Origin of the sequence: Ottowia sp. oral taxon 894 (assembly GCF_001262075.1) — a bacterium.
GTDB classification, from domain to species: Bacteria; Pseudomonadota; Gammaproteobacteria; order Burkholderiales; family Burkholderiaceae_C; genus Ottowia; species Ottowia massiliensis.
This window is the reverse complement of sequence record NZ_CP012073.1, coordinates 1,196,878-1,222,466: the sequence shown is the minus strand read 5'-3', so window position 1 is coordinate 1,222,466 and position 25,589 is coordinate 1,196,878. Positions and strand designations below refer to the sequence as shown.

Sequence of the window (25,589 nt, the reverse complement as noted above, 5' to 3'; positions counted from 1 at the left end):
GGCGCCTTTCAAATCACGGTCAGGGCAATACCCAGCCCCTGCAATTCCAGTTGCAAATTGGCCAGTTGCTCGTCCGCCTTTTCGCCCGTAAAGCAGGAATTGAGCAAGACTACTTGCGCCGGGCGCGCTTTGGCGATTTCGTCCTTCAATGCGGACTGATAGGGTTCAAAGCACAGCCAAAGCTCCCGGTTGTCATTGAGCAAAACGCGGTGAACCGTGAGGCTCGCCACGGTTTCGGATTTGGCAATGGCCTGCACGCCCAATGCGCCCAGGCCCATTTTCAAAAGCAGCTCGGCCAGCATGGCCGTTTGCGCGTCGGTTTTTTCCTCTTTTTCCGCGTGCCGGAACATTTCCAGTTGCTCGCGCAAGGCGGCGCCATCGGCCACATCGGCGCGCCAGACCTTGAAGCAACTTGGCGACAGCGTGAATTGGGCGCAAGCCTGATTTTGCGCTTCGGCGGATTTTTCCTTTTTCAGTTTTTCAATCACCTTGGCTATGCGCGCGCGGGTAATGTCGGCAATCGTGTGATAACCGGCCTTGTAGGCTTCGGTATTTTCTTCCAGTTTTTCGGGGAATTGCACGCAAATGCATTGACGATGGCCGCCGTCTTCCAGATTAAGTTCCATCACCGCTTGCATGGTGGTTCCGGAGCCGGCGAAGAAGTCGAGAATCAGGCTATCGGATTGTGTTGCCAGATTCAATAAATACTTGATCAAACCTGTTGGTTTTGGTGTATCGAAAATCTCTCTCGGTAAACCCAAATTGGCAATTTCATCTTTTGCCGTGCCCAAACTACCGCAATCCGTCAGTAAATTGTAATATACGTTTTTCGATTGCGAGTAGTCATCAGGGCGTTTTATTACATAAACTTTCTTTTTCTCGTCATCAAAATACAGCCTGTTTTCCTTGATCAATTCTTCAATCTTTTCTTTTCCCAAGGTCCAGCGCATGCCACTGGATGGATAAAACAATTCTTTCGTTTTCTGATTTTTTATTCCGAAAAGCATCGTGGGACGTTCATAAATTCCGGAATTGGTTTTTTCAATTCCCTCAAGGTTGTATTCAGAAATCTCATCTTCATATTTGTATACCCTGTCCATATTCCTGTAATTAAATATGCCTGCCGCTTTCTTCCTGAAGTAACAAAGAACATGTTCTGTCAAACAACCCAGAATTTTTTCGGTGTTGCCTGCTCCACCTTTTTTCTTCCAGACGATTGATTCAAAATTCTCCTCCCCAAATATCTCATCACAAAGCAGCTTCAAATTCGCCGCCTCATTGTCATCTATGCTGATGAAAATCACGCCGTCGTCGCGCAGCAGGTTGCGCGCCAGATACAGGCGCGGATACATCATGGAAAGCCAGGCGCTGTGGTAATGGCCGTTTTCTTTCGTGTTTTTCTTCCACAGGCTTTGCCGGTTGAGAAAACCGGCTTCGTTTTTATCGCCGGTGCGGCGCTGGTATTCGGCGAGCGTTTCCGAATAATCGTCGGGGTAAACGAAGCTGTCGTTGCCGGTGTTGTACGGCGGGTCGATGTAAATCATCTTCACCTTGCCGTAATAGCTTTTTTGCAGGATGCGCAGCACTTGCAGGTTTTCGCCCTCGATGAGCATGTGCGGCGCTTGCGGCGGGTTGCCGGCGTCGGGCAGCAGGGTGTCGCTGGTGGTTTGCTGGATTTCGCGGCGGGCGGCGGCCTTGCCCGCCCAGCCCAGTTCGTAATGCTCTTGCGCGGCGGGCGGATCGGGTTGGTCAGGCTTCAGCAGTTGTTGCAGGCGGCGGATGTCGATTTGCCCGTCGCTGATGATTTCAGGCGCGGCTTGCCGCAGCAGCGCCGTGAGGGTGCGGGCGCGCTCTTTCAGCGCATCGGCGCTGAAGCCCGGCGCGGCGCATGCGTCAGGCTGTTGGCTGTTGGCTGTTGGCTGTTGGCTGTTGGCTGTTGGCTGTTGGCTGTTGGCTGTTGGCTGTTGGCTGTTGGCTGTTGGCTGTTGGCTGTTGGCTGTTGGCTGTTGGCTGTTGGCTGTTGGCTGTTGGCTGTTGGCTGTTGGCTGTTCATATTATAACTCATAACTCGTTGATTTAAAAGGAAAAATTCTATTTCGGCGCATGGCGGAGCCGATTTTGCAACAAATTTTGACGCGCTCAGGCCAGCAGCGTCAGGCTCTGGTCGGCGCTGACGAGCACGCGGCCCGCTTGCGCGTCCATGCACAGGGGCGTGCCGTGCAGGCGCAGGCGCTGCGCGGGCTGGAGCAGGTTGGTCAGCCATAGCGAGCCGGGGGCGTCGCCGGCTTCGGTCAGGGCCAGCACGCTGGCGCGGGTGGCGGCGGCCAGCGCCAGGCAGCGCTCGTCCGCAAAGCGCAGTTCCTGCCAGGGCGCGCCGCCGTCCAGCCCGCCTTCTTTTACATAGAACGCCTGCCGCCGGAATGACGCCGCCGCCACCACGCACGCGCCGCCCGCCAGGGCGATGAAGGCGGGTATGAGCATGTCGGTGCCGGGCAGCGCGGCAATTTCCAGGCTGCGCAGGCGGCTGCATGCGCAGCCGCTGAGCAGCGCCAGCGCGCGGCCCTGTCCGCCTCCCTTGCCACGTTCCGCACGTTCCGCACGCGCCACGCCTGCCACGCAGATGCCGCCCGCGCTGCCGTAGGCGACGCAGGGCCACATGCCTTCGGGCAGCGGGGCTTCGTCCAGCAGCTGGCCGCTGGCCAGGTCCACTTCGGCCAGGCAGCCGGGCTGGCCTGTATGCCCTGCAGGGCCGCCGCCCTGCGCCGCCGCTTGCGGCTTGAGCAGCAGCACGGCGCGGCCCGTGGCGGGGTCCACGTCCATGCTGCGGATGGCCATGCCGCCCATGCCCAGCGAGTGCGCCAGCGCCAGGCCGTTTTCGGCGTCCCACACGTCGAGCCGTGCGCCGGCTTCGCCCGCCGCGCACAGCCAGCGGCCATGCCAGCGCAGGGCGGCCGGGTGCGTGTCGGCCTGCGCCGAGGAGGGAACGGCCTGCGCGGTGACGTTTTCCAGATCCACCACGTGCAGCCCGCCGCCGCCGGGCGAGGCCAGTGCGGCATGGGCGCAGTGCGCGTCTACCGCCACGGCGGTGGCGGCGAAAGGCAGGGGAATGTGCACAACGGGGTTCATCGGCGGGCGATTTTCGGGCATGGAATCTGGCGCGCAGCGGGCGCAAGGCAGCCGCAAGAGGGGCGCGGCGCAGGGCGGGCGGGCCGTGCGCCGCTGCCGAAAAAAGAGCGGCCTGCGCCCGCTGCGCCTGGGTTTGCGAGCGGTTGCCGGCGCACGAGCGGCCTGTTCCAGCGGCCTTTGGCGGAAGGCAGGCAGGCGGCCAGCGGCCAAGCCGTCTGCCGCCAAGGCGCTGCGGGGCCGGGGCGATGCCGTGGCCTTTGATGGCCGCTCTTCAGAATCTGTCCAACGCCTGCAATGCCTGCAACGCCTGTCTATGGGCATGGGCACCCAAGCGCGGCCTCGGGCGGCCTGCCGGGCGCGTGGCGCTGGCCACGCTGGCTTGGGCGGCAGGCAGGAGATGGATGTGGAGAGCGCCTCAATTCAGCTCCTCTATCCATAGCATGAGGTCCTAGTGGAAACAGCGTAAGACGGCTTTTTATGCCCTTGAATCAGCTCCTTTTTTTGATGCCCTTTGGCCAAGTGCAGAGGCGTTGCGGGCTTGAGCGCCTGTTCGCAGGCGGCAGAGCCTGTTCAGAAAAGCCAGCCGGTTTCGGCTGGCGCGGCGGCCGGGGCGCTGGCGGGCGCGCCCGCCTTGCGCAGTGTGCCCACGCGCACGCCCAGCAGGCGCAGGCGCGCCGTGAGGTCCACGCGCTTGAGGCATTGGCCGGCCACCTGGCGGATGCGGCGGGCGTCTTGCGTGTAGCTCTCCACGGTGGTGTCGCGCGTGGCGGTTTTGAAGTTGGCGTAGCGCAGTTTGATGCCGATGGTGCGGCCTTCGTAGCCTTTGCGGGCCAAGTCGCTGGCGACTTGCTCGCACAGGCGGGTGAAGATGGCGCCCAGCTCGGCGCGGTCGGCCACGGCGTGCAAATCGCGCTCGAAGGTGGTTTCGCGGCTCATGCTGACGGGTTCGCTGTGGGTGGTGACGGGGCTGTCGTCACGCCCCCAGGCGGCGTCGTGCAGCCAGGCGCCGTGGGTGGGGCCGAAATGGCGCATCAGCCACAGGCGCTCGCGCGCGGCCAGCTCGCCAATGGTGCGGATGCCCAGCGCTTGCAGGCGCGCATCGAGCTTGGGGCCGATGCCGTTGATCTTGCGGCACGGCAGCGGCCAGATGAGCGGCTGCAAGTCGGCTTCGCGCACGATGCTGATGCCGTTGGGCTTGTTGAATTCGCTGGCCATTTTGGCCAGCAGTTTGTTGGGGGCCACGCCAATGGAGCAAGTCAGGCCCGTGGCCTCGAAGATGCTTTTTTGCAGCAGCCGCGCGAGCACGCGCCCGCCTTCGCGCTGGCCGCCGGGCACGTGGGTGAAGTCGATGAACACTTCGTCGATGCCCCGGTCTTGCATGACGGGGGCGATTTCAAGGATGACGGCCTTGAAGGCGCGCGAGCAGCGGCGGTATTCGTCAAAGTCCGCCGGCAGCAAAAGGGCTTGCGGGCACAGGCGCGCGGCTTTCATCAGGCCCATGGCCGATCCCACGCCGAACTGCCGCGCCGCGTAGCTGGCGGTGGTGATGACGCCCCGGCCCGCGTAGCTGGCTAGGCGGGGAAAGAAGTCCACGGGTACGGCGGCCATGTCAGCGCCCGTCCAGCGCCTTTCGGGGTAGCGCGCATTCAGCTCTTGCAGCATGCGCGCTTCGTTGCGCCGCCCGCCGCCGATGACCAGGGGCAGGCCCTTGAGCTGCGGGTAGCGCAGCCATTCGACGCTGGCATAAAAGGCGTCCATGTCCAGATGGGCGATGCGGCGCGGCAGGGCCTCGCCCGCCGGGGCGGCGTCAAAAGCGGCGTCAAAAGCGGCATCAGGGAGCGCGGAGGGCATGACTTTCAGAGACTGTTCATGTTCTGGCCGTGAGGGCTGAAAGTGCGCAACCGGAATGAGCTGCAAGGCGCAGATGGGCTTCGTGGTCCATCAAGAATTTGCAGCGCCGCAGAGTGCCCGGTTCCGCGCTTTTCGCGCCCACGGGCAGATTGTGAACAGCTTCCTAAAATCGCCGCCCATGCTTGACGACCGCTCCCGTGTGCTGCTGAAGGCGCTGATTGAGCGCTACATCGCCGAGGGGCAGCCCGTTGGCTCGCGCACGCTTTCGCGCGCGGCGGGGCTGGATTTGTCGCCCGCCACCATTCGCAACGTGATGAGCGATCTGGAAGCGCTGGGCCTGATTGCCAGCCCGCACACCTCCGCCGGGCGCGTGCCCACGGCGCGCGGCTACCGGCTGTTTGTGGACACCATGCTCACCGCGCGCCCCGCCAAAGCCGCGCCCGATGACGCGCCCGCCGAGCGGCTTGCCGAATGGCCGGCTGAATGCCCCACGGAGCTGCCCGCCGGCCAGCCCCGGCAGGTGATTGCCAGCGCCGCGCAGCTGCTCTCCAGCCTGTCGCAATTCGTGGGCGTGGTGCAGGCGCCCAGGCGTTCATCCGTTTTCCGCCACATCGAATTCGTGCGCCTTTCCGAGCGGCGCGTGCTGCTCATCATCGTCACGCCCGATGGCGACGTGCAAAACCGCGTGCTCTTTACCGAGGCCGAACACACGCAGGCCCAACTGGCCGAAGCGGCCAACTACCTGAACGCGCACTACGGCGGCATGGCCATCGAGCAAGTGCGCGAGCGCCTTCAGCAGGAAGTGGAAACGCTGCGCGGCGAAGTCGCCCAGCTCATGCACGCCGCCGTGCAGGCCGGCAGCGAAGCCATGCACCAGGCGCAAGGCGATGTGGTGATTGCCGGCGAGCGCAACCTGCTGGCCGTGAGCGACTTTTCCAGCGACATGAACCAGCTGCGCCGCGCGTTCGATCTGTTCGAGCAGAAAACCCAGCTCATGCGCCTGCTGGACACCTCCAGCCGCGCCGCCGGTGTGCGCATCTTCATCGGCGGCGAAAGCCAGACCGTGCCGGTGGAAGACCTCTCCGTGGTCAGCGCCCCTTACGAGGCCGACGGGCAGGTGGTGGGCACCCTGGCCGTCATCGGCCCCACGCGCATGCCTTACGAAAAGATGATTGAAATCGTGGACATCACGGCCCGCCTGGTCAGCAACGCCTTGAACACGCAGGGCTGTCGCTAGAATTCGCGCCCTTCATCCGTTCTCGGAACAGATTCTCAAAAGGGGGCGTTAGCTCAGTTGGTCAGAGCAGGGGACTCATAATCCCTTGGTCGTTGGTTCAAGTCCAACACGCCCTACCAGCCAAATCAAGGGGTTGCGGCTTCAGCAACCCCTTTTCTTTTGCGGCGCGGCATGAATCCAATGCGCCCCTTTTGCCTGCGCCCCAAATGGGCAGAGCCGGGCAGGCGGACACGGCCCAGCTCCTTGATTCATAGCATTGGCTCCTAGTGGAACCTGCGCAGAACGGCTTTTTATGCCCTTTGAATTTGCTCCTTTTTCTGATGCTGTTCAGCGGGCCATTGCGCCGCCAGACGCACCACTTCGCCAATCACCAGCAAGGCAGGCGGCTTGACGGCGTGGCGGCGCGCCGTTTCGGGCAGATCGGCGAGGGTGCTGAACCACACCTGCTGCTGCGGACAGGTCACGCGGTGAACGAGCGCCGCTGGCGTGGCGGCGGCAAGGCCGGCGGCCTGCAATTCGCGGGCAATGGCCTCCAGCCCCGTCACGCCCATGTAGATGGCCACGGTCTGCTGGGGCTGGGCCAGCGCGGGCCAGTTCAGCCGCACGCTGTGATCCTTGAGATGGCCGGTAACGAACACGCAGCTTTGCGCGAAGTCGCGGTGCGTGAGCGGAAAGCCCAGCGCGGCCGCTGCGCCCAGCGCGGTGGTGATGCCCGGCACCACTTCCACGCTGATGCCCAGCGGCAGCAGCGCCTGCATTTCTTCCCCGCCCCGGCCAAACACGAAGGGATCGCCCCCTTTCAGGCGCGCCACGCGCAGACCCGACAGGGCCTTGTCAGCCAGACACTGGCAAATGGCCTGCTGCGTCCAGGAGTGATGGCCGGGCCGCTTGCCCACGTTGATACGCTCTGTGCGCGGCGGCACGAAGTCAAGAATGGCGGGCGACACCAGGTTGTCGTGCAGCACCACGTCGGCCTGTTGCAGCCGCCGCAGCGCGCGCAAGGTGAGCAGCTCGGGGTCGCCCGGCCCCGCGCCAATGAGCGCCACGCCGCCCGGCGGCAGGGGGGCGCTGGCGTGCAGGCGCAAAAGCAGATCGCCAGAAATGGCTGACCCGCCATCGTGGGAAATCATCATTTTGTAACTTGACACAAGTCAATTTTGAAGACCGATCATCAGGCGGCGCGCGATGATATGCAAACTCTCCCCCTAGAATTTAAGCGCCCTTATTCCTTTTCCAGTATGCAGACCTTGCGCACACTCACCCGCATGAACCGGCTAGCCCGGTTGGCGCTGGCGTGGTTCGCGCTGACGCTGGCGGTGGCGGGGCTTTCGCCCATCGTCCACCCCAAGCCCATGCAGCTGGTGTGCGCCGCCGATGGGGCGTATTTCGTCACTGAAAACGGCGAGAAATTTGGCGAAAGCCTGCATCACCACACACTGGATTGCGCCATGTGCCTGGCAGTCATGCTGCCCACGCCATTTGCGCACGTTTTCGAGCCCAGCCCCGTGCCCCAGGGGCAGCTCATTGCGCTGAAGCCAGCGCCACGGACCGCCGCTCTGGCGGGGCCGCCACTGCCTGCGCGGGGGCCTCCTGCAGGCGAGGCGTCCGTGGCGGGTTAGCGCAGGCTTTCTATACGCCTGCCGCGCTTTCCGACCCCTGGCGCACAGGCGTATCTCTCTTTCGTTTCTGTGGATGCGCTCGCCCGCCCGGCCGCCTTGCAGCCAAGCACACATGGCCCGCCTTTCGAGGCCATTTTTTTTGCTCTGCAACGCGTCTTTTCCTTTTTTCATGTTCAACCTCTCTGTTTTTCGCCTCCACCCTGTGGCGATGGGTGCGGCTCTGGCGCTGCTGTGCGCGCCTGCCCTGGCCCAGTCCTCTGAAGATGCCCACGCCCCGCGCGACGGCAAGAAATCCGAAACCCAAGCCGCCCTGCCAGAAGTCGTCGTGGACGACTCCGCGCAGACGCAGCCTGCCAAAGTCCTGCTGGACACGCCTTCCTACACCGGCAGCCGCCTGGGGCTGACAGCGCGGCAGACGCCTGCCGTCGTCACCGTGGTGGACCGCGCCAGCATTGAGGCGCGCGGCGCGCGCACCACGCAGGAAATGCTGCAAGGCGTTCCGGGCGCCACCGCCAGCGATTCGCCCGGCGCCATCCGCTCCAGCTACCGGGGCTTCACGGGCGCTTCCGTCAATCACCTCTTCAACGGCATCAACGTGCAATACAGCATTGCCGCCCGCCCGGTGGACAGCTGGATTTACGACCGCGCCGAAGCCATTGGCGGCGCTTCCAGCTTTCTGTATGGCGCGGGCGGCGTGGGCGGCACGGTGAACTACGTCACCAAAACCGCCGAGCGCACCCCCATCACCGAAGGCCGCCTGCGCCTGGGCAGCCACCGCCTGGGCGAAGCCAGCGTGGGCCTGAACCGCCGCATTGCAGGCGAGGGCGCGCGCCACGGCGACCACCACCTGCGGCTGGACGTGAACCACCGCCGCGCGCACAGCCATGTGGAAGGCATGCAGTCGCGCGCCACGCAAATCGCCACTTCGCTGCTGAGCGACCTCACGCCCGCCCTCTCGCACCTGCTGGCGTATGAATACCAGACCGAGCACGTGGACCGCCCCTACTGGGGCACTCCGCTGCTCCAGCCCGTGGGCGCAGTGGGCCGCATTGACCGCTCCACGCGCTTCAAGAACTACAACAGCGCAGATGGCGTCTATGCCCAGCGCGTGCAGTGGCTGCGTTCCGTGACCGAATGGCAGGCCAGCAGCGCCTTCAGCCTGAAAAACACCTTCTACGCCTATGACGCGCGGCGCGACTACCGCAACGTGGAGGTCTATTCGTTCAACGACACCAACACCGCCGTGCGCCGCGTGGACGCCCTTTTGCAGCGCCATGAGCAGCGCGTGGTGGGCGACCGCATTGACGGCGTGTGGAAAAGCGCCATCGCGGGCCGCGCCAGCGACTGGGCTTTTGGCCTGGACATCAGCCACAACCGCCAGACGCGCTATCCGAAATACGACGATGACTACGTGAGCATCGTCGATCCCTGGAACTTCCAGACCGAGCGCTTCTTCACCATTCCGGGCCTCTCCCCCACGCTCGTGCCGCTGCGCACCAACCGCGTCAAAACCCTGGCGCTGTATGCCGAAAACCGCACTGCGCTCGTTGACGGCCTGCATCTCGTCACGGCCCTGCGGCATGAGCGCCTGCGGCTGCACCTGACCAACCACGGCCGCGTCACCGCCAGCAACCCTGCCACCCTCAGCCGCAACTACCACCCCACCACCGGGCGGCTGGGCCTGGTGTGGGACGCCTCGCCCGGCATGACCTTCTACGCCCAATACGCCACGGCCGCCGATCCGCCAGCAGGCATTCTCACCACCGCCTCCGCCGACGCCCTGCTCAACTACACCGACCTCACCAAGGGCCGCCAGTTCGAGGCCGGCGCCAAGTTCAGCTTCTGGAACGGGCAAGGCGCGGCCACCCTCGCCGCCTACCACATCACGCGCAAGAACCTGGCCACGCAAGACCCCAACAACCGGCGGCTGACCCTGCTCGTGGGCCAGCAGTCCTCGCGCGGCGTGGAAGCGGCCGTCAGCCTGCGCCCCTCGCCCAGGTGGCTGCTGGAAGGCAACATAGGCCATTCGCGCGCCAAGTACGACAGCTTCTACATCAACGGCGTCTCCATGGCAGGCAAACGCCCCGCCAACTCGCCCGACACCATCGCCAACCTCTGGGTCACCTACGGCATCACCCCCGCGCTCAAAGCCAGCGCAGGCCTGCGCCACGTCAGCAAGATTTATGCCGACGCGGCCAACACCCTGCACTGGCCCGCCTACACCCTGCTTGACCTGGGCCTGAGCTGGCAGATGCGCCCCGGCGCCACGCTGGACTTTCGCGTGCGCAACGCCACCGACAAGGTCTATGCCACCGAAATGGGTTCAGGCAAAAACATGGCCTACCTCGGCGCGCCCCGTGCGTTTGATCTGACGCTGCACCTGTCCTTCTGACCCGGCCAAAGCGCCCAGACGCGGGCGGTCATTCCGCTCGCGTCTTGCTCCGCCCTTTGATTTTGCTCCTTTAATTGGAGCATGAGGTCCTAGTGGAAAGGGCGCAAGAGCCGTTTTTAACCCCGCCAAATCCGCTCCTTTTTTCAAGAAGCATGAGCGGGCTGTGCGCCGCAGAAGAAACGGCCCTGGGCCGGGCAGCGGCCTCAGTGCGCCTGCGGCGCTGGCTCCAGCCGCTGCACCACCTGCCACTGCCGCCCGTCGCGGCTGTGCAGCAAGGCCGTGGCGGAAGGGACTTCGTCCTCCTTCCACGTCAGGGTGGCGGCGTAGCCGAAGGCGGGGTGGTAAATGGTGTCAAAGTCCCGCAGTATGGCTTGCGCGGCCTGCGGCGGCAAACCGGCAATGCTCAGCGGCTGCGGCGCGCCCAGCTGCGCCGCCGCGCCATCCCAGCGGCTGACGTGAAGCTGGCTTGGCTGGCACGAGTTGTACGCATTTTCCAGCTCGCGCCGCGCCGTGAACACCAGTGCGCCGTCCGCGCTGCCGCCCATGCCGCAGCAGCCAACCAGGCTGAACCCGTCCAGCACGCGCATCAGGGTCAGCGGCGGCGGCTCGTTGGCCGCCGCCGCCGCCAGACCATCAACGCGCGCCAGCAGCAGCGCCATGTAATCGTCTGGCGCGGGCGGACCGAGCAGCAACCAGTAGGGATAGTCAAGCGGGTCATGCACGCCGCGCGTGATCGGCGCGCCCAGCAGCCAGCGCGGGCCGCTTTCCGCGCCGGGCAGGGCTGCCAGCCAGGCTTCCACGCCGAGCACGTCCGACCAGCCAGCGGCAGACGTGGCCAGTTCGTTGACGCGCCACAGATCGCGCCCTTGCCAGCGGGCGGCCACGGCCAGCGGGCGCGTGTTCCAGCGCAGCAGCAGCGCCTGGCTAAGGTCGGAATCATCACCGCCGCCAGCCACCAGGCGCGATGTCATGCCTGCCGTCCAGAGCTGGCCAGCGCAGGACCAGGCGGCGAAGATTTGCGCGTCGTCCACCGGCTCCAGCTCCACCGCCTGCTCGGCATCTGCGGCGAACACGCGCACCTGCTGCGCGGTGTTGGCGAAAAACACTGTCAGTCCGCCCACTTGCGCGCTCACCACGGATGGATAGGGCGCTTCGGGCGGCCCGCCGTTCCATCCCCAGCCGGTGGTTGGAGCCACGGTGAGCGGCCTGTGCCCGTCCAGCAGCGCCCAGACGCGCCGCTGCGAGGCCAGCCACGGCACGCTGTCTTGCGGGGCGGCGTGGCCCCAGGCGTACACGGCGCCGCCCTGATCGTCTCGCGGCCAGAGCCGGGCGCCAATGGCCGCGCCGCCTGTGCCTGGCGTCACCGTGACGGCCTGCCCCTCCGGGCCGCGCAGCACGGGCTGGGCCAGCGCCAGAAACAAAGGGTCGATTGGGTTTGATGCGTCCATGCAAAGTCCATCCTGAAAAACGGTTCCCGGCGGCGGGCCGTGCGCTCGCAGCCGATCAAGGAGCGGCAGCGCCAGATCCGCGCCGAATCAGTGAGCGACGGCCTGATACGCGGCTTCACCGCCACGGGAGCCAAGCCAGTAGCCGACGGCTCCTGCCGCCGCGCCCACCAGAAAGCCGGTCACGTTGCCCAGCACCGGCACGATGCTGCCTGAAGCGCTGCCAACCAGCGCGCCCGCCGCCGCCGCGCCCAGCCAGCCGCCCGCCACGCGCGAGACTTCCTTGCCCGTGTTGTCCCAATGGCCGCTCTTCATGCTTTCTTGCACCTGCCGGGTGACGGATACGCCATCCATCACGGCCCCAACGACAGCCAGCGCGCGGCCTCCATGCTTCAGTGCTTTCAGGCTACGGCTGGCACTGTCGGCGTTCTGGGTGGTGGCATTGAAAGTGGGGTCACTTTTGCCCGCCCCCTCAATGATTTTTTGCGAAATGGCGATGTCCTTCTGGGCCGCTGGCATGGCAGCGTATGCAGCACCCTGCGTTTTTCGTATATCAATTTCGTTTTTCTTCCATAGCTTTTTAAATATTGGCGCGTTTTTCTTGGCGCTCTCCGAAGCGACCAGCCCCTTGGCGGAAAGCTGCTCCCGCACGTTCTTCATGATCTGGTTGCGGCTTTCGCTGGCTTCTTTGGCGGCCTGGCGCCAGGCCAGCGGATCGCCCGCCTTGGCCGGGTCGGTGATGAAGAATTTTTCCGGCAGCGTCTTCAGCGGTCGGATGTATTGCTCAACGCGGAGGCGCGCATCGGAAAACAGCTCGCCTGCAATGGCATTCAGGCCGCGCGCAGGCAGTTGGTAGCCGTGTTCGGTTGCAGCCAATACCTGCTTCAGGGGACGGCTGTCCTTCAGGGAGCTGCCAGCGTCCTGCGCGGCCGCCTCAAGCTGCTCGGGCAGCCAGCCCAGATGCGCGTCAACGGGCGCGGCGCGGGCGTAGCCCAGCAGGCCCGTTCCAACGCCTTTGGCGTCATCCGTACGAGGGGGAGAAGGATTGCGCGGCGATGTTCACGATATGGCTCCTGATGGAATAGGGGGACAGGCAGACACATACACGGTACTACTTACATGCGCCTATTCCTGGTTGCCGGCGCGGTTTTCCGTTTGCTGCGCTGCCGGCGGCCCGGCGCGCCGCTGCCGGGGCAGAATGCCATTCATATGGCTGGAGATGACGTGCGCCGCGCAGCCATGAAACTGGCGCGAGATGGCGCTGAAACAGCGATGCCAAGACCCTCATGAAACTTCACCCCAAACGCTGGCCGTTCCTTGTTCACCGCTGGCTGGGCATTGCCCTGAGCTGGCTGTTTGTGTGCTGGTTTGTCTCCGGCATGGTCATGATGTATGTGGGCCACCCCAAGCTCACCGAAGCCGAGCGGCTGGCGCACCTGCCGCCGCTGCAAGGGCAGGCGGTGCTGTCGCCGCAGCAGGCGCTGGAGGCGGCGGGCGTGCATCAGCCGCTGGCTGCGCTGCGGCTGGCCGTCAGCAGCGGCGCGCAGGCGGTGTATTTCGCCACGCCTGACACGGACGGCCGCATGGCGGGCCGCAGGCCGCAGGCCGCGCCGCCCATCCTGATTGACGCGCGCACCGGCCAGCGGCTGGATTCGCAGCCGTTCGACGCCCGCCACGCCCTGGCCAGCGCCGCTGCATGGGTTGCCGCCGAATCAGCGCAGGCGCCGCAAGCGCCGCCCGCTGCCGTCTCCTATCTGGGCCTGGTGGAAGAAGATGCCCACACCCATTCCGCCGCGCTGGACGTGCACCGCCCGCTGCACCACGTGCAGCTGCATGACGCGGCGGGCACGCAGCTGTATGTCTCCAGCCGCACGGGCGAGGTCGTGCGCGACGCCACGCGCAGCGAGCGTGGCTGGAACTACCTGGGTTCCTGGCTGCATTGGCTCTACATGTTCCGGGGCGGCGCGTGGGATGCGTGGTGGGCGCTCATCATCGACACCCTGGCCGCGCTCGGCTGCGTGGCCGTCCTGACCGGCGCGGCGGTGGGCATCTGGCGCTGGCGCTTCGGGCAGCCCTACCGCACCGGCAGGCGCACGCCCTTCCCGCAGCCCATGACGCGCTGGCATCACATCAGCGGCATGCTGTTCGCGCTGGCGGCCTGCGCCTGGGTTTTCAGCGGGCTGATGTCGATGAACCCGCTGGGCGTGTTCAGCAGCCAGGCCGAGCCGCTGCAACTCAAGGCCCTGCGCGGCGGCCCCTTACTGCCCGGACGCGCCGGTGAATGGGCCGCGCCGCAGGCGCTGCTGGCCGCCGCTTCGTCTGCCGATTCCGGCGCGGCCCCCATCCGCGAACTGCGCTGGCAGCCCGCCCTGGGCCGCACGCTCGCGCTGGCCTTTGACAGCCAGCGGCCCGGCGCGCCCCGTGTGCTGGACGCGCGCACCGCCGCCCCGCTGGATCTGCCCGCCAGCAAAGTGCAGCAAGCCGCCGCCCGCCTGCTGCCCGCCCCCGTGGCCCAGGCGCAAATGCTCACGGCCTACGACTTCTACTACTACCCCCGCGCCGACCACACCATGACCGGCGGCCACGCCAACCGCCCGCTGCCCGTGCTGCGCCTGGTTTTTGACGACGAACACGCCAGCTGGGTTTACGTCGATCCCCGCACGGCGCAAGTGCTGGAGCGCACCGACCGCGCCCGCCGCGCCAGCCGCTGGCTTTTTACCCTGCTGCACAGCTGGGACTGGCTGCCCCTGCTGGAGCGCCGCCCCTTGTGGGACGCCTTCATGCTGGCCCTGAGCCTGGGCGGCGCGGTCCTGAGCCTGACGGGCGTGGTCATCGGCGCGCGCCGCCTGGCGCTGAAAGCGCGGCAGGCGCGCGTCTTGAACCGCAGGGCGCGCAGGGCGGGCAGCTGACTGGAAACGGCGCTCCCAGGCGGTTTCCCGCCTGCCAGGCATCACCAGAAACAGGAGCAAATTCAAGAGGGTCAAAAATGCCTCTTGCGCAGTTTCCACTAGGACGTCATGCTATGAATAGAAGAGCGAAACAGCGTCATGCGGCCTGCTGGCTGTGCCTGGCCTGCTCCGCTTTGCTTCGCGCTCCTAGCGGGGCCAGGCCATGAACAGGTTCTCAGGCGCGCAGGCTTTCGCGCCGCGCCGTCCACAGGCAGGCCGCGAACATGCCCAGGCCGCCCAGCGCCAGCGCCGCGCCCACCCAGCTGGTGGAACGCCAGCCCCAGCCTGCCTCAATGGCCGCGCCGCCCAACCACGCGCCCAGCGCGTTGGCCAGATTGAAAGCCGACTGATTCAGCGCCGAAGCCAGCGACTGCGCCTTGCCCGCCACATCCATCAGCCGCATCTGCGTGCCCACGCCCAGCGCGCCGATGGTGCCCACCAGGAACAGGCCCGCAGCCGCCGTCACCGGCCACAGCGCCGCCCAGTAAAACAGCGCCATCACGGCCAGCGCCCAGACCAGAACGCCCGCGATCGAAGGCATCAGCCACCGGTCCGCCAGCCGCGCGCCTGCCAGATTACCCGCCACCATGCCCATGCCAAACAGCGAAAGCGTCAGTGGCACCCAGGACTGCGGCATGTGGCTGACATGCAGCAGCGTCGGCTTGATGTAGCTGAACACCGCGAACAGCCCGCCAAAGCCAATGGCCGCCACGCCCAGCGTGAGCCACACCTGCGGCAGCCGCAGCGCCGAGAGTTCATCCAGCACGCTGCCTTGCGCCGGAGCGGACTGCGCGGGCACGTGGCGCTGGATCAGCCACGCAGCCGCCAGCGCATTGCAGCCCACCAGCGCGAAAGCGGCGCGCCAGCCGAAAAACTCGCCCGCCCAGGTGGCCAGCGGCACGCCAACCACGGTTGCCGCCGTCAGCCCCGTCATCACCAGCGCCACGGACGTGGCCCGCCGCCCCGGCGGCGCCAGCGCGGCCGCCACCAGAGCCGCCGCGCCAAAGTACGTGCCGTGCGGCAGCCCGGCCACAAAGCGCAGCGCTATCAGGGACGGATACCCCGGCGCGAGCGCACTGGCGAAATTGCCCAGCGCGTACGCCAGCATCATCGCCACCAGCAGCCAGCGCCGCTGCCATTGGGCCGTCAGCACCGCCAGCACCGGCGCGCCCACCATCACGCCCGCCGCATACGCGCTGATGGCGCGCCCCGCCTGCGCAATGTTCACTTGCAGGCCCTTGGCCACCTCGGGCAGCAAACCCATGATGACGAACTCGCCCGTGCCGATGCCAAAGCCGCCCACGGCCATGGCCAGCATGGCTGCAACGGGAAAGCGCTCCGGACGCGCCAGTGGGGCCGCAGCCTCGCAAGAAGGTGAAGACATAGGAGAGAAAAAAAGACTGCGGATTGTGCCGCCCGGAGCCGGTTCGGGTTGCTGCAAAAAACAGAGTGACTCGCGCCCGTTTCACCAGGACTTGCGGGCGATTTGCCCCTTGCAGCCCAACCCGGCTCTCGGGTTTTGGCCCTTGACGGACAACTTGCAAGCAGGCCCTGAAAAATCCAGCGCGTTTCGAGGGTGGCGGGCGGATACCGCTGAAAATCGCGCTTGCAGGCCGCGCACAGGCCGTTCACACATTTCAATATTGCAAAGGAAATACACGTCATGACTGCTTTCGCCTTCGTTTTTCCCGGGCAGGGATCCCAATCGGTCGGCATGCTGGATGCCTGGGGCGAACACCCCGCCGTGCGCGAGACGCTGAGCGAAGCCAGCGACGCGCTGGGCGAAGACCTGGCCCGCCTGATTCACGAAGGCCCGAAAGAAGCACTGCAACTGACTGCCAACACCCAGCCCGTGATGTTGGCGGCGGGCGTGGCCTGCTGGCGCGCCTGGCGCGCCGAGGGCGGCGGTCTGCCGGTGGCCGTGGCCGGACATTCGCTGGGCGAGTATTCGGCGCTGGTGGCCGCTGGCGCGCTCACGCTGGCGCAAGCCGCGCCGCTGGTGCGCCTGCGCGCCACGGCCATGCAGCAAGCCGTGCCCGTGGGCGCCGGGGCGATGGCGGCCATTCTGGGGCTGGATGCGGCCCAGGTGCGCCAGGGCTGCGCCGAAGCCACGCGGGCCATGAACAACCCGGCAGAAGTGGTGGAAGCCGTGAACTTCAACGACCTGACGCAAACCGTGATTGCCGGCACGAAAGCGGCGGTGGACAAGGCCTGCGGCGTTCTCAAGGAAATGGGCGCGCGGCGTGCGCTGCCGCTGCCGGTTTCGGCCCCGTTTCACTCCAGCCTGATGAAGCCCGCTGCTGAAAAGCTCAAAGCCGCGCTGGAGGGCGTGACGCTGGCCGCGCCGCAAATTCCCGTGGTGAACAACGTGGACGTGGCGGTGGAAAGCGACCCGGCCCGCATCCGCGACGCGCTCTACCGCCAGGCTTTCAGCCCTGTGCGCTGGGTGGAATGCGTGCAAAAGCTCAAGGCGCTGGGCGCTGCGGCCATCGTCGAATGCGGCCCCGGCAAGGCGCTGGCAGGCATGACCAAGCGGATTGACGACAGCCTGGCGAGCGCCGCCCTGTATGACCCGGCGACGCTGGCGCAGGTCAAGGCGCTGTAATTCGCGGCCCGGCGAGGCGTTTGCTGGCCGCCATTTCAAGTTTCATCAATGGAAGGAGTGAAGTTTTCATGACCGGTTCAACCCAACAAATCGCCCTGGTCACGGGCGCCACGCGCGGCATTGGCGCGGCCATTGCCCAGACGCTGGCGGCTGGCGGCATGGCCGTGATTGGCACGGCCACGTCAGATGAAGGCGCGCAGAAGATTTCGGCGGCGCTGGCCGCCTGGCCGGGCTGCAAGGGCGTGACGCTGGACGTGCGCGATGGCGCGGCGTGCGAAGCGCTGGCGGAGTCCATCGTCAAGGAGCGCGGCGCGCTGCATGTGCTGGTGAACAACGCCGGCATCACGCGCGACACGCTGGCCATGCGCATGAAAGACGAAGACTGGAACGCAGTGCTGGAAACCAATCTCACGGCCGTCTTTCGCATGAGCCGCGCCGTGATGCGGCCCATGATGAAGCAGCGCTATGGGCGCATCGTCAATATCACCAGCGTGGTGGGCGCCACGGGCAACCCCGGCCAGGCCAACTACGCGGCGGCCAAGGCGGGCGTGGCGGGCATGACGCGCGCGCTGGCGCGCGAGCTGGCCAGCCGGGGCGTGACGGTCAATTGCGTGGCCCCGGGCTTTATCGCCACCGACATGACGGCCGTGCTGCCCGAAGAGCAGCAAAAGGCGCTGGCCGCGCAAATTCCGCTGGGCCGCATGGGCACGGCTGAAGAAGTGGCCCATGCCGTGGCCTGGCTGGCCAGCCCCGGCGCGGCGTATGTGACCGGGCAGCAGCTGCACGTCAATGGCGGCATGTTCATGGACTGAAGGCCGCCGATGCTGCGGCAGGCCGCGCCAGCGCTCTCTGCAAGCGCGGCTAGAATCCCCTGTTTTTCACAACCCTTAGAGGGAATCCATGAGCGATATCGAAGCACGTGTCAAGAAAATCATCGCCGAGCAGCTTGGCGTGGAAGAGTCCCAGGTCACCAACGAAAAAGCATTCGTGGCCGATCTGGGCGCTGATTCTCTGGACACTGTGGAGCTGGTGATGGCCCTGGAAGATGAGTTCGGCATCGAGATTCCGGACGAAGACGCCGAAAAAATCACCACGGTTCAGGCGGCCATCGACTACGCCAACACCAAGAAGGCAGCCTGACCGGCCCACGCGCATGCCGTCAGCAGGCGCGCTGCCCGGCGCTCCATGATCGCCCGGTCCAGGCCGCCGCTTGCAAGGCCACTCCCGCCGACAGGCCCGCTCCCGTCTGCGGGAGTTTTGCTGTTGGCCCTTTGATTTTGTGGAGCAAGACAAGATGAGCCAACACCGTCGCCGCGTTGTCGTCACCGGCCTGGGCTGCGTCAGCCCCGTCGGCAACGACGTCAGCCAGAGCTGGGCCAGCCTGCTGGCAGGCCAGAGCGGCATCACCGCCATCACCCGTTTTGATACATCGGCTTTTGCCTGCCGCATTGCGGGCGAAGTCAAGGGGCTGGATGTGTCCGCCGTGGTTTCCACCAAGGAAGCCAAAACGATGGACACCTTCATCAAGTACGGCCTGGTCGCCGCCGCCGAAGCCGTGGCCGATGCGGGCCTGCCTACGGGCGAGGCGCTGGATGAGGCGCAGGCCGAGCGCATTGCCTGCGTCATCGGCTCTGGTATCGGCGGCCTGCCCATGATCGAGGAAACCTGCGCCGATTACGCCCAGCGCGGCCCGCGCCGCATTTCGCCCTTTTTCGTGCCCGCCTCCATCGTCAATTTGCTGGCGGGGCATGTTTCCATCAAATTCGGCTTCAAAGGCCCCAATCTCACGCTGGCCACGGCCTGCTCAACGGGGCTGCACTGCATCGGCCAGGGCGCGCGCCTCATCCAGTATGGCGATGCCGATGTGGTGGTGGCCGGCGGCGCTGAATCCACGGTTTCGCCGCTGGGCGTGGGCGGCTTTGCCGCCATGCGCGCCCTCTCCACCCGCAACGACGACCCTGCCGCCGCTTCCCGTCCGTGGGACAAGGAGCGCGATGGTTTCGTGCTGGGCGAAGGCGCGGGCATTCTGGTGCTGGAAGAGTACGAACGCGCCAAGGCGCGCGGCGCGAAGATTTACGCCGAGCTGGCCGGCTTTGGCATGAGCGGCGACGCCAGCCACATCACCGCCCCCAATGTGGACGGCCCCCGCCGCGCCATGCAGGCGGCCCTGCGCGATGCGGGGCTGAACGCTGACGAGCTGGACTACATCAACGCCCACGGCACCTCCACGCCGCTGGGCGACATCAATGAAACCAACGCCATCAAGGCCGCTTTTGGCGAGCAGGCGCGCAAGCTCGTGATCAGCTCCACCAAGTCCATGACCGGGCACCTGCTGGGCGGCGCGGGCGGCATTGAAAGCATCTTCACCGTGCTGGCCCTGCACCACCAGAAAGTGCCGCCCACCATCAATCTGCACACGCCCGATCCCGAGTGCGACCTGGACTACTGCGCCAATACCGCGCGCGATGTCAGGCTGCAAGCCGCCCTGAAAAACAACTTCGGCTTTGGCGGCACCAATGGCTCTTTGGTGTTCACGCGCGTGTGAAGCGGCGGCATGCCACTGATCCGTGTTTTGGCAAGGCCTGCTTGGAATCCCCCTGGAAAACACTGGCGTATTAGGCGGCCCTGTCAGCTGGCAAGGCCAGGCGCTTCTAGACTCGCGCCCTTTTTCAGCCTTGTTTTCCATTCACATGCAAAAACTGCTTCTGGCCGCGCTGGCCGCCTTCGCTTCGCTGACCGCCTGCGCGCAAACCCCTTCTTCCACCGCTGCACACATGACTGCTTCCGCCGCCCAGGCTTCACCCGCCGCCACCAAAGCCCCCGGCATCTGGATTGACGTACGCACGCCCGAAGAGTACGGCCAAGGCCACCTGAAAGACGCGGCCAACATTCCCTTGCAGGAGTTTGCCGAGCGCATTCAGTCCGCCGTGCCCGACAAAAATGCCGCCGTGCATTTGTATTGCCGCAGCGGTCGCCGCTCCGGCCAGGCCGAGCAAATCATGCGCGAGCTGGGCTACAAGAACGTAACCAACCAGGGCGGCTACGAAGACCTGAAGGCCCAGGGCCTGAGCTGATTGGCGCGGTTGCCCGGACAACCCCGGCCACGGCAAGGCGCACTGCTTGCGGTGCGCTTTTTTTGCGCCTGCTGCTTTCTGCTTTGACGGTCGCGCGCCAGGAACTTGTTCAAAGTCTGGCTGAGAGGGCGGAAAGAGCAGGATGTGGGTACGGGCACTGGATAGATGGCTGTCTTTCGCTTCTTTATTCATAGCGTGATGTCCTAGTGAAATGTGCGCAAAGCCGTATTTCGATGCCTTGAATTTGCTCTTGTTTTTGATGCCACCAGGCTGAAATACCAGCCAGAGAACCTGTTCTGAGGGCAGCTTTGCAAGCATCAGCCGCGCGGGTCTTGCGTGCGGCCGTTCAGCCTTGAAGCCGCCAGTGGCGGCCTTATGTGCGGCGGCATTGTTTTTTTGATGAGAAAGAACGCATGAGCACCGCAGATTCCTCAAATCCCCAGAAGCACGCTTTTCAGGCCGAAGTGGCGCAGCTGCTGCACCTGGTCACCCACTCGCTTTATTCCAACCGCGAAATCTTCTTGCGCGAGCTGATTTCCAACGCTTCGGACGCGTGCGACAAGCTGCGTTTTGAGGCGCTGTCGGACGCCAGCCTGTATGGCGGCCAGCCCGATTTGCGCGTGCGCATCAGCTTTGACAAGGCTGCGCGCACGCTCACGGTGGCAGACACCGGCATCGGCATGAGCGAGCAAGAGGCCGTGGCCAATCTGGGCACCATCGCCAAAAGCGGCACGCGCGAATTCATGAGCCGCCTCTCGGGCGACCAAAAGCAGGACGCGCAGCTGATTGGCCAGTTTGGCGTGGGCTTTTACGCGGGCTTCATCGTGGCCGATCGCATAACGGTCGAATCGCGCCGCGCGGGCCTGCCGCCCGAGCAAGGCGTGCGCTGGAGCAGCGAAGGCGCGGGCGACTTTGAAGTGGCCCCCATCACCCGCGAAGAGCGCGGCACGAGCGTGACGCTGCACTTGCGCGAAGACGCGCTGGAATTTGCCGACGGCTGGCGCTTGCGCGAGCTGATTGCCAAGTACGCCGACCACATCGACCTGCCCATTCAGATGGAAGGCGAAAAGTGGGAAGACAGCCCGCAAGAAGGCCAGCCCGGCCGCATGGTGAAAACCGGCGAGTGGGAAACCGTGAACCAGGCCACGGCCCTGTGGGCACGCCCGCGCAAAGACATCACCGACGCGCAATACGAAGACTTCTACAAACACCTGGCGCACGACTGGCAGCCGCCGCTGGCCTGGAGCCATAACCGCGTGGAAGGCAACGCCGAATACACGCAGCTGCTCTACATCCCGCAGCACGCCACGCAAGACTTGTGGGACCGCACGCAGAAAACCGGCATCAAGCTCTACGTGCGGCGCGTGTTCATCATGGACGATGCCGAGCAGCTGCTGCCGCGCTATCTGCGCTTTGTCAAAGGCGTGGTGGATTCGGCCGATTTGCCGCTGAACGTCAGCCGCGAGCTGCTCCAGCAAAGCCGCGACGTCAAAGCCATCCGCGAAGGCAACACGCGCCGCGTGCTGTCCATGCTGGAAGAGCTGGCCAAGGAAAGCGAAGCGAAAAGCGCGGAACAAAGCCCGGCGGACGCGAAGGCAGAAGATGCCAAAGAAGCCGGCCAGCCGGAAAACCCGCAGCCCGAAGGCGGCAAATACGCCGTTTTCTGGCGCGCCTTTGGCGCCGTGCTCAAGGAAGGGCTTGGCGAAGACGCTGCCCAGCGCGAGCGCCTGCTGGGCCTGGCGCGCTACGCCTCCACCACGCACGCCAGCACCAGCCTGGCCGATTACAAGGCGCGCATGAAAGAGGGCCAGAAGGCCATTTACTACCTCACCGCCGAAACGCCCGCTGCCGCGCAAAGCAGCCCGCAGCTGGAGCTGTTCCGCCAAAAAGGCATCGAAGTGCTGCTCATGAGCGACCGCGTGGACGAATGGGCCATGAACTTTGTGCAGGCGTTTGACGGCACGCCCATGCAGTCTGTGGCGCGTGGCGCGGTGGATTTGGGCGATTTGCAAAACGAGGCCGAAAAGAAAGCCGCCGACCAAGCCCATGCCGCCGCCGCCCCGCTGATTGCCCGCCTGAAAGAAGCCCTCAAGGACGAAGCCGCCGACGTGCGCGCCACGGCCCGCCTGGTGGATTCGCCCGCCTGCCTGGTGGCTGAAGACGGCGGCATGAGCCTGCAAATGGCGCGCCTGCTGCGCCAGGCCGGCCAGAGCGTGCCCGATGTCAAGCCCGTGCTGGAAATCAACCCCGCCCATCCGCTGGTCCAGCGCCTTGCGGGCCTGGAAAGCGGCGATGCGCGCTTTGGCGATCTGGCGCACATCCTCTTTGACCAGGCCCTGCTGGCCGAAGGGCAAATGCCCGCCGACCCTGCCGCCTACGTGCGGCGGGTGAATGCCTGGCTGCAGCCGTGAGGCTCCGTTCGCAGTCTGCTGCGTGGGGGCAAAAGCGCGGGCCCGGGCGGTTCGCTCCTTGCAGCCGTTCTGATCTGCTGCTCCTCGCGGTCAGACTGTGAGCTGCTTTCCGCAAAGGCAAAGGGCGCTTGGAGCGCCCTTTTCTGTTTCATGGCGGCGGGGAAATCGGCGGTTTGAGGGGCGGGGCTGATGTCTCTGCGGGGGCGGCAGGCTTATTAAAAGAGGAGCAAATTCAACAGGTCTAAAACGGCGTTTGCGCAGTTTTCACTAGGACCTCATGCTATGAATAGAGGAGCTGATTCAAGGCGGCGGCGAGTGCGCCGGGAGCACGCCAGAAATGTGCTGGAAATGTGCCGGCAAGGAAGCGCGGCCAGCCTGAAACAGGCGTGAGGCGGGCCGATGCAGCGCATGCGCCGTGGCTGCGCATGGCGATTGCCGGTCGGGATGCCGCCGTGCGGCCAGCCAGCAGGAGGACGCGGGAGCTGCTCTTTCTTTCGTTCTCTTGCGCCTGCCTTCGCGCCAAGCTCAGTTCTGGAACAGATCGAGGATGCGGTTGCGCTCAGTCCGGGGCGCGCCTGTGGCGGGCTGGCCGGCACCGTCGTCGTCATCGTCCAGGAAGGAGTCGCTTTCCTGCCCTGCGCCGTCCAAGTGGGTGATGCCGGAGCCGTTGGCGTATTCGGTGTAGGTCCAGTCGCCGCTGGAGCGGGTCACGCCTTCGGGCGGCTTGACTTGCGCCACGGGCACGCCGCTTAGGGCGGTGCGCATGAAGTCAATCCAGATGGGCAGGCTCAGGCCGCCGCCGGTTTCGCGGCTGCCCAGGTTGCGCGGCTGGTCGTAGCCCATCCACACGGCGGCCACGAGGGTGGGCTGGTAGCCGACGAACCAGGCGTCCACGGCGTCATTGGTGGTGCCGGTTTTGCCGTAGAGATCGCTGCGTTTGAGCGTGCTTTGGGCGCGGGCGGCGGTGCCGGCGCGGGCCACGTCTTGCAGCATGGTGCCGGTGATGAAGGCGTTGCGGGCGCTGATGACGCGGTTTTCTTCCGTCAGCTCGGGCGCAGGCGTTTCGACGAGAGTGCGGCCATTGCTGTCGGTGATGCGAGTGATGAGGTAGGGCTGCACGAGATGCCCGCCATTGGCAAAGACGGCAAAAGCGGCGGCCATTTGCAGCGGGGTGACGGAGCCTGAGCCGAGCGCCATGGGCAGATAGGGCGGCTGCTTGTCGGCGTCAAAGCCAAAGCGCGTGACCCACTCTTGCCCCACTTGCGGGGTGACGGCTTGCAGGATGCGGATGGAGACCATGTTCTTGGAGCGCATCAACGCGCGGCGCATGGTCATCGGGCCTTCAAAGGAGCCGTCGTAGTTTTTGGGCTCCCAGGGCTTGCCGCCGGTGACGCTGGCATCGAAATACAACGGGGTGTCATTGATGACAGTGGCCGGCGACATGCCCGCTTCCAGCCCGGCGGAGTAGATGAAGGGCTTGAAGCTGGAGCCGGGCTGGCGCCAGGCTTGCGTGGCGTGGTTGAACTTGTTTTTGGCGAAGTCGAAGCCGCCCACCATGGCCTCGATGGCGCCGGTGCGCGGATCAAGCGCCACCAGCGCGCTTTCCACTTCAGGCTGCTGCGTGATGTGCCATTCCTTGCCCACCTGCATGATGCGGATGATGGCGCCAGGACGGATGCGCACGGCGGGCCGCGCCTTGGGCGAAAGGCCCGATTGCGCCGGACGCAGGCCGTTGCCAGTGATTTCGATGAGGCTGCCACTGCGGGGCAGAACGATGACTTTTTTGGGCGAGGCTTCCAGCACGACGGCGGCCAGCAGGTCGCCGTTGTCGGGGTGGCTGTCAAGCGCGTCGTCCACGGCGTCCATGATGCCCTGGGCGTCTTGCGGCAAGTCGATGAATTTTTCAGGCCCCCGGTACACCTGCCGGCGCTCGTAGTTCATGATGCCGTCGCGCACGGCGGTGTAGGCGGCGCTTTGCTCGCGGCTCTGGATGGTGGTGTACACGTTCAGCCCGCGCGTGTAGGTTTCATCGCCGTACTGGGCGTAGATGAGCTGGCGGGCCATTTCGGCGGCGTACTCGGCAGGTATCGTGGTGGGCTTGACGGGGGGGCGGATGTTCAGCGGCTCTTTTTTGGCTTCATCCGCTTCGGCCTGCGTGATGAAATGGTGGGCGGCCATGCGGTCCAGGATGTAATGCTGGCGGATGCGCGCACGCGGCAGATTGCTGATGGGGTTGTTGGCCGAAGGCGCTTGCGGCAGCCCGGCCAGCATGGCCGCTTCAGCCAGCGAGATGTCTTGCAGGGGCTTGCCGAAGTAGGTTTCGGCCGCTGCCGCAAAGCCGTAGGAGCGGTTGCCCAGATAAATCTGGTTCATATAGATCTCAAGAATCTGGTCTTTGGTGAGCTGCTGCTCGAGCTTGTAGGTGAGCAGCATCTCGTAGAGCTTGCGGGTGTAGGACTTTTCAGGGCTGAGGTAGGCGTTGCGCGCCACCTGCATGGTGATGGTGGAAGCGCCCTGGCTTTTGACGCGGCGCAAGTTGGCGAGAGCGGCGCGCAAAACGCCGATGTAGTCCACGCCGCCATGCTGGTAAAAGCGCGCATCTTCAATGGCCACCACGGCATCGCGCATCACTTTGGGAATGTCATTGACAGGCACCATGCTGCGGCGCTCTTCGCCGAACTCGCCGATCAGATCGCCATCGGCGCTGTACACGCGCAAGGGCTGCTTGGGGTAATAGTTCAGCAGCTCGGAGATGTCTGGCAGATTGGAGTAGGCCAAGGCAAAGGCGATGCCGAGCACAAAAGCCGCGCTGGCCGCCATGGCTGCCAGCGTGATCAGAATGCCGGCACAGAATTTCAGAACGCGGCGCGTCATCGGCGGC

Annotated in this window: 19 protein-coding genes and 1 tRNA gene; 12 read left to right on the top strand and 8 right to left on the bottom strand. The window is 65.3% G+C overall.

Annotated features, from left to right (window positions below; translation table 11 throughout):
• Positions 1-8 precede the first annotated feature (8 nt).
• Positions 9-1,613, bottom strand: a complete 1,605-nt coding sequence (locus ADJ79_RS05140) for a site-specific DNA-methyltransferase (protein ID WP_050715063.1) — start codon at positions 1,611-1,613, stop codon at positions 9-11.
• Between ADJ79_RS05140 and ADJ79_RS14050 the strand changes: the two genes are divergently transcribed.
• A complete protein-coding gene (locus ADJ79_RS14050; protein WP_156304036.1) occupies positions 1,587-2,060 on the top strand; it encodes a hypothetical protein in 474 nt (157 codons plus the stop codon). The genes ADJ79_RS05140 and ADJ79_RS14050 overlap by 27 nt on opposite strands.
• A 79-nt stretch (positions 2,061-2,139) precedes the next feature.
• Here ADJ79_RS14050 and ADJ79_RS05130 read toward each other — a convergent pair whose 3' ends face one another.
• Positions 2,140-3,126: a hypothetical protein gene (locus ADJ79_RS05130; RefSeq protein ID WP_156304035.1), complete on the bottom strand. Its 987-nt coding sequence runs from the start codon at positions 3,124-3,126 to the stop codon at positions 2,140-2,142.
• Positions 3,127-3,696: 570 nt separating this feature from the next.
• Positions 3,697-4,977, bottom strand: a complete 1,281-nt coding sequence (locus tag ADJ79_RS05120; RefSeq protein ID WP_082203023.1) for a DNA polymerase IV — start codon at positions 4,975-4,977, stop codon at positions 3,697-3,699.
• A 55-nt stretch (positions 4,978-5,032) separates the two neighbouring features.
• Between ADJ79_RS05120 and hrcA the strand changes: the two genes are divergently transcribed.
• Together hrcA and ADJ79_RS05110 are read left to right on the top strand one after the other, a co-directional pair.
• The gene (hrcA, locus tag ADJ79_RS05115; protein ID WP_371256926.1) at positions 5,033-6,214 is read left to right on the top strand and encodes a heat-inducible transcriptional repressor HrcA; all 1,182 of its coding nucleotides are present in this window, start codon (positions 5,033-5,035) and stop codon (positions 6,212-6,214) included.
• 42 nt (positions 6,215-6,256) lie between these two features.
• Positions 6,257-6,333: transfer RNA gene (locus ADJ79_RS05110), tRNA-Ile, on the top strand.
• A gap of 171 nt (positions 6,334-6,504) precedes the next feature.
• Here the strand turns inward: ADJ79_RS05110 and cobA are convergent.
• Complete coding sequence (gene cobA, locus ADJ79_RS05105) at positions 6,505-7,347, bottom strand: uroporphyrinogen-III C-methyltransferase (protein WP_253273872.1); 843 nt, start codon at positions 7,345-7,347, stop codon at positions 6,505-6,507.
• A 114-nt stretch (positions 7,348-7,461) separates the two neighbouring features.
• Here cobA and ADJ79_RS05100 point away from each other — a divergent pair, with 114 nt between their 5' ends.
• Complete coding sequence (locus ADJ79_RS05100; protein ID WP_233199828.1) at positions 7,462-7,833, top strand: DUF2946 domain-containing protein; 372 nt, start codon at positions 7,462-7,464, stop codon at positions 7,831-7,833.
• 169 nt (positions 7,834-8,002) lie between these two features.
• On the top strand, positions 8,003-10,225 hold the full coding sequence (locus ADJ79_RS05095) for a TonB-dependent siderophore receptor (RefSeq protein ID WP_050716425.1): 2,223 nt from the start codon (positions 8,003-8,005) through the stop codon (positions 10,223-10,225).
• Between the two features lie 203 nt (positions 10,226-10,428).
• On the opposite strand, the gene ADJ79_RS05090 is transcribed toward ADJ79_RS05095, so the two are convergent.
• Positions 10,429-11,673, bottom strand: coding sequence for a hypothetical protein (locus tag ADJ79_RS05090; protein WP_050715060.1), 1,245 nt, complete (start codon positions 11,671-11,673; stop codon positions 10,429-10,431).
• A gap of 87 nt (positions 11,674-11,760) precedes the next feature.
• A complete protein-coding gene (locus ADJ79_RS05085; RefSeq protein ID WP_050715059.1) occupies positions 11,761-12,546 on the bottom strand; it encodes a hypothetical protein in 786 nt (261 codons plus the stop codon).
• A 410-nt stretch (positions 12,547-12,956) separates the two neighbouring features.
• Here ADJ79_RS05085 and ADJ79_RS05080 point away from each other — a divergent pair, with 410 nt between their 5' ends.
• Complete coding sequence (locus ADJ79_RS05080; protein WP_050715058.1) at positions 12,957-14,579, top strand: PepSY domain-containing protein; 1,623 nt, start codon at positions 12,957-12,959, stop codon at positions 14,577-14,579.
• Positions 14,580-14,793: 214 nt separating this feature from the next.
• Here ADJ79_RS05080 and ADJ79_RS05075 read toward each other — a convergent pair whose 3' ends face one another.
• Positions 14,794-16,002, bottom strand: coding sequence for an MFS transporter (locus tag ADJ79_RS05075; RefSeq protein ID WP_050715057.1), 1,209 nt, complete (start codon positions 16,000-16,002; stop codon positions 14,794-14,796).
• Between the two features lie 279 nt (positions 16,003-16,281).
• Here ADJ79_RS05075 and fabD point away from each other — a divergent pair, with 279 nt between their 5' ends.
• The 6 genes from fabD (at position 16,282) to htpG (ending at position 22,708) form a co-directional block, all read left to right on the top strand.
• On the top strand, positions 16,282-17,223 hold the full coding sequence (gene fabD, locus ADJ79_RS05070; protein WP_050715056.1) for an ACP S-malonyltransferase: 942 nt from the start codon (positions 16,282-16,284) through the stop codon (positions 17,221-17,223).
• A 68-nt stretch (positions 17,224-17,291) separates the two neighbouring features.
• Positions 17,292-18,035: a 3-oxoacyl-ACP reductase FabG gene (gene fabG, locus ADJ79_RS05065; RefSeq protein WP_050715055.1), complete on the top strand. Its 744-nt coding sequence runs from the start codon at positions 17,292-17,294 to the stop codon at positions 18,033-18,035.
• A gap of 88 nt (positions 18,036-18,123) precedes the next feature.
• The gene (acpP, locus tag ADJ79_RS05060; protein WP_050715054.1) at positions 18,124-18,363 is read left to right on the top strand and encodes an acyl carrier protein; all 240 of its coding nucleotides are present in this window, start codon (positions 18,124-18,126) and stop codon (positions 18,361-18,363) included.
• 154 nt (positions 18,364-18,517) lie between these two features.
• Positions 18,518-19,768 (top strand): beta-ketoacyl-ACP synthase II, encoded by a 1,251-nt coding sequence (fabF, locus tag ADJ79_RS05055; RefSeq protein ID WP_050715053.1) that lies wholly within the window; start codon positions 18,518-18,520, stop codon positions 19,766-19,768.
• 145 nt (positions 19,769-19,913) lie between these two features.
• A complete protein-coding gene (gene pspE / locus ADJ79_RS05050; protein ID WP_050716424.1) occupies positions 19,914-20,297 on the top strand; it encodes a thiosulfate sulfurtransferase PspE in 384 nt (127 codons plus the stop codon).
• 413 nt (positions 20,298-20,710) lie between these two features.
• Positions 20,711-22,708: a molecular chaperone HtpG gene (gene htpG, locus ADJ79_RS05045; protein WP_050715052.1), complete on the top strand. Its 1,998-nt coding sequence runs from the start codon at positions 20,711-20,713 to the stop codon at positions 22,706-22,708.
• A 525-nt stretch (positions 22,709-23,233) separates the two neighbouring features.
• On the opposite strand, the gene ADJ79_RS05040 is transcribed toward htpG, so the two are convergent.
• Positions 23,234-25,582: a penicillin-binding protein 1A gene (locus tag ADJ79_RS05040; protein WP_050715051.1), complete on the bottom strand. Its 2,349-nt coding sequence runs from the start codon at positions 25,580-25,582 to the stop codon at positions 23,234-23,236.
• Between the last annotated feature and the right edge of the window lie 7 nt (positions 25,583-25,589).

What these genes read in the sequence shown, in the direction of transcription:
- ADJ79_RS05140 (WP_050715063.1), bottom strand. Translation starts at nt 1,613, where the DNA reads ATGCTCATCGAGGGCGAAAACCTGCAAGTGCTGCGCATCCTGCAAAAA.
- ADJ79_RS05130 (WP_156304035.1), bottom strand. Translation starts at nt 3,126, where the DNA reads ATGAACCCCGTTGTGCACATTCCCCTGCCTTTCGCCGCCACCGCCGTG.
- ADJ79_RS05120 (WP_082203023.1), bottom strand. Translation starts at nt 4,977, where the DNA reads ATGCCCTCCGCGCTCCCTGATGCCGCTTTTGACGCCGCTTTTGACGCC.
- hrcA (WP_371256926.1), top strand. Translation starts at nt 5,033, where the DNA reads ATGAGCTGCAAGGCGCAGATGGGCTTCGTGGTCCATCAAGAATTTGCA.
- cobA (WP_253273872.1), bottom strand. Translation starts at nt 7,347, where the DNA reads ATGATGATTTCCCACGATGGCGGGTCAGCCATTTCTGGCGATCTGCTT.
- ADJ79_RS05095 (WP_050716425.1), top strand. Translation starts at nt 8,003, where the DNA reads ATGTTCAACCTCTCTGTTTTTCGCCTCCACCCTGTGGCGATGGGTGCG.
- ADJ79_RS05090 (WP_050715060.1), bottom strand. Translation starts at nt 11,673, where the DNA reads ATGGACGCATCAAACCCAATCGACCCTTTGTTTCTGGCGCTGGCCCAG.
- ADJ79_RS05080 (WP_050715058.1), top strand. Translation starts at nt 12,957, where the DNA reads ATGAAACTTCACCCCAAACGCTGGCCGTTCCTTGTTCACCGCTGGCTG.
- ADJ79_RS05075 (WP_050715057.1), bottom strand. Translation starts at nt 16,002, where the DNA reads ATGTCTTCACCTTCTTGCGAGGCTGCGGCCCCACTGGCGCGTCCGGAG.
- fabD (WP_050715056.1), top strand. Translation starts at nt 16,282, where the DNA reads ATGACTGCTTTCGCCTTCGTTTTTCCCGGGCAGGGATCCCAATCGGTC.
- fabG (WP_050715055.1), top strand. Translation starts at nt 17,292, where the DNA reads ATGACCGGTTCAACCCAACAAATCGCCCTGGTCACGGGCGCCACGCGC.
- acpP (WP_050715054.1), top strand. Translation starts at nt 18,124, where the DNA reads ATGAGCGATATCGAAGCACGTGTCAAGAAAATCATCGCCGAGCAGCTT.
- fabF (WP_050715053.1), top strand. Translation starts at nt 18,518, where the DNA reads ATGAGCCAACACCGTCGCCGCGTTGTCGTCACCGGCCTGGGCTGCGTC.
- pspE (WP_050716424.1), top strand. Translation starts at nt 19,914, where the DNA reads ATGCAAAAACTGCTTCTGGCCGCGCTGGCCGCCTTCGCTTCGCTGACC.
- htpG (WP_050715052.1), top strand. Translation starts at nt 20,711, where the DNA reads ATGAGCACCGCAGATTCCTCAAATCCCCAGAAGCACGCTTTTCAGGCC.
- ADJ79_RS05040 (WP_050715051.1), bottom strand. Translation starts at nt 25,582, where the DNA reads ATGACGCGCCGCGTTCTGAAATTCTGTGCCGGCATTCTGATCACGCTG.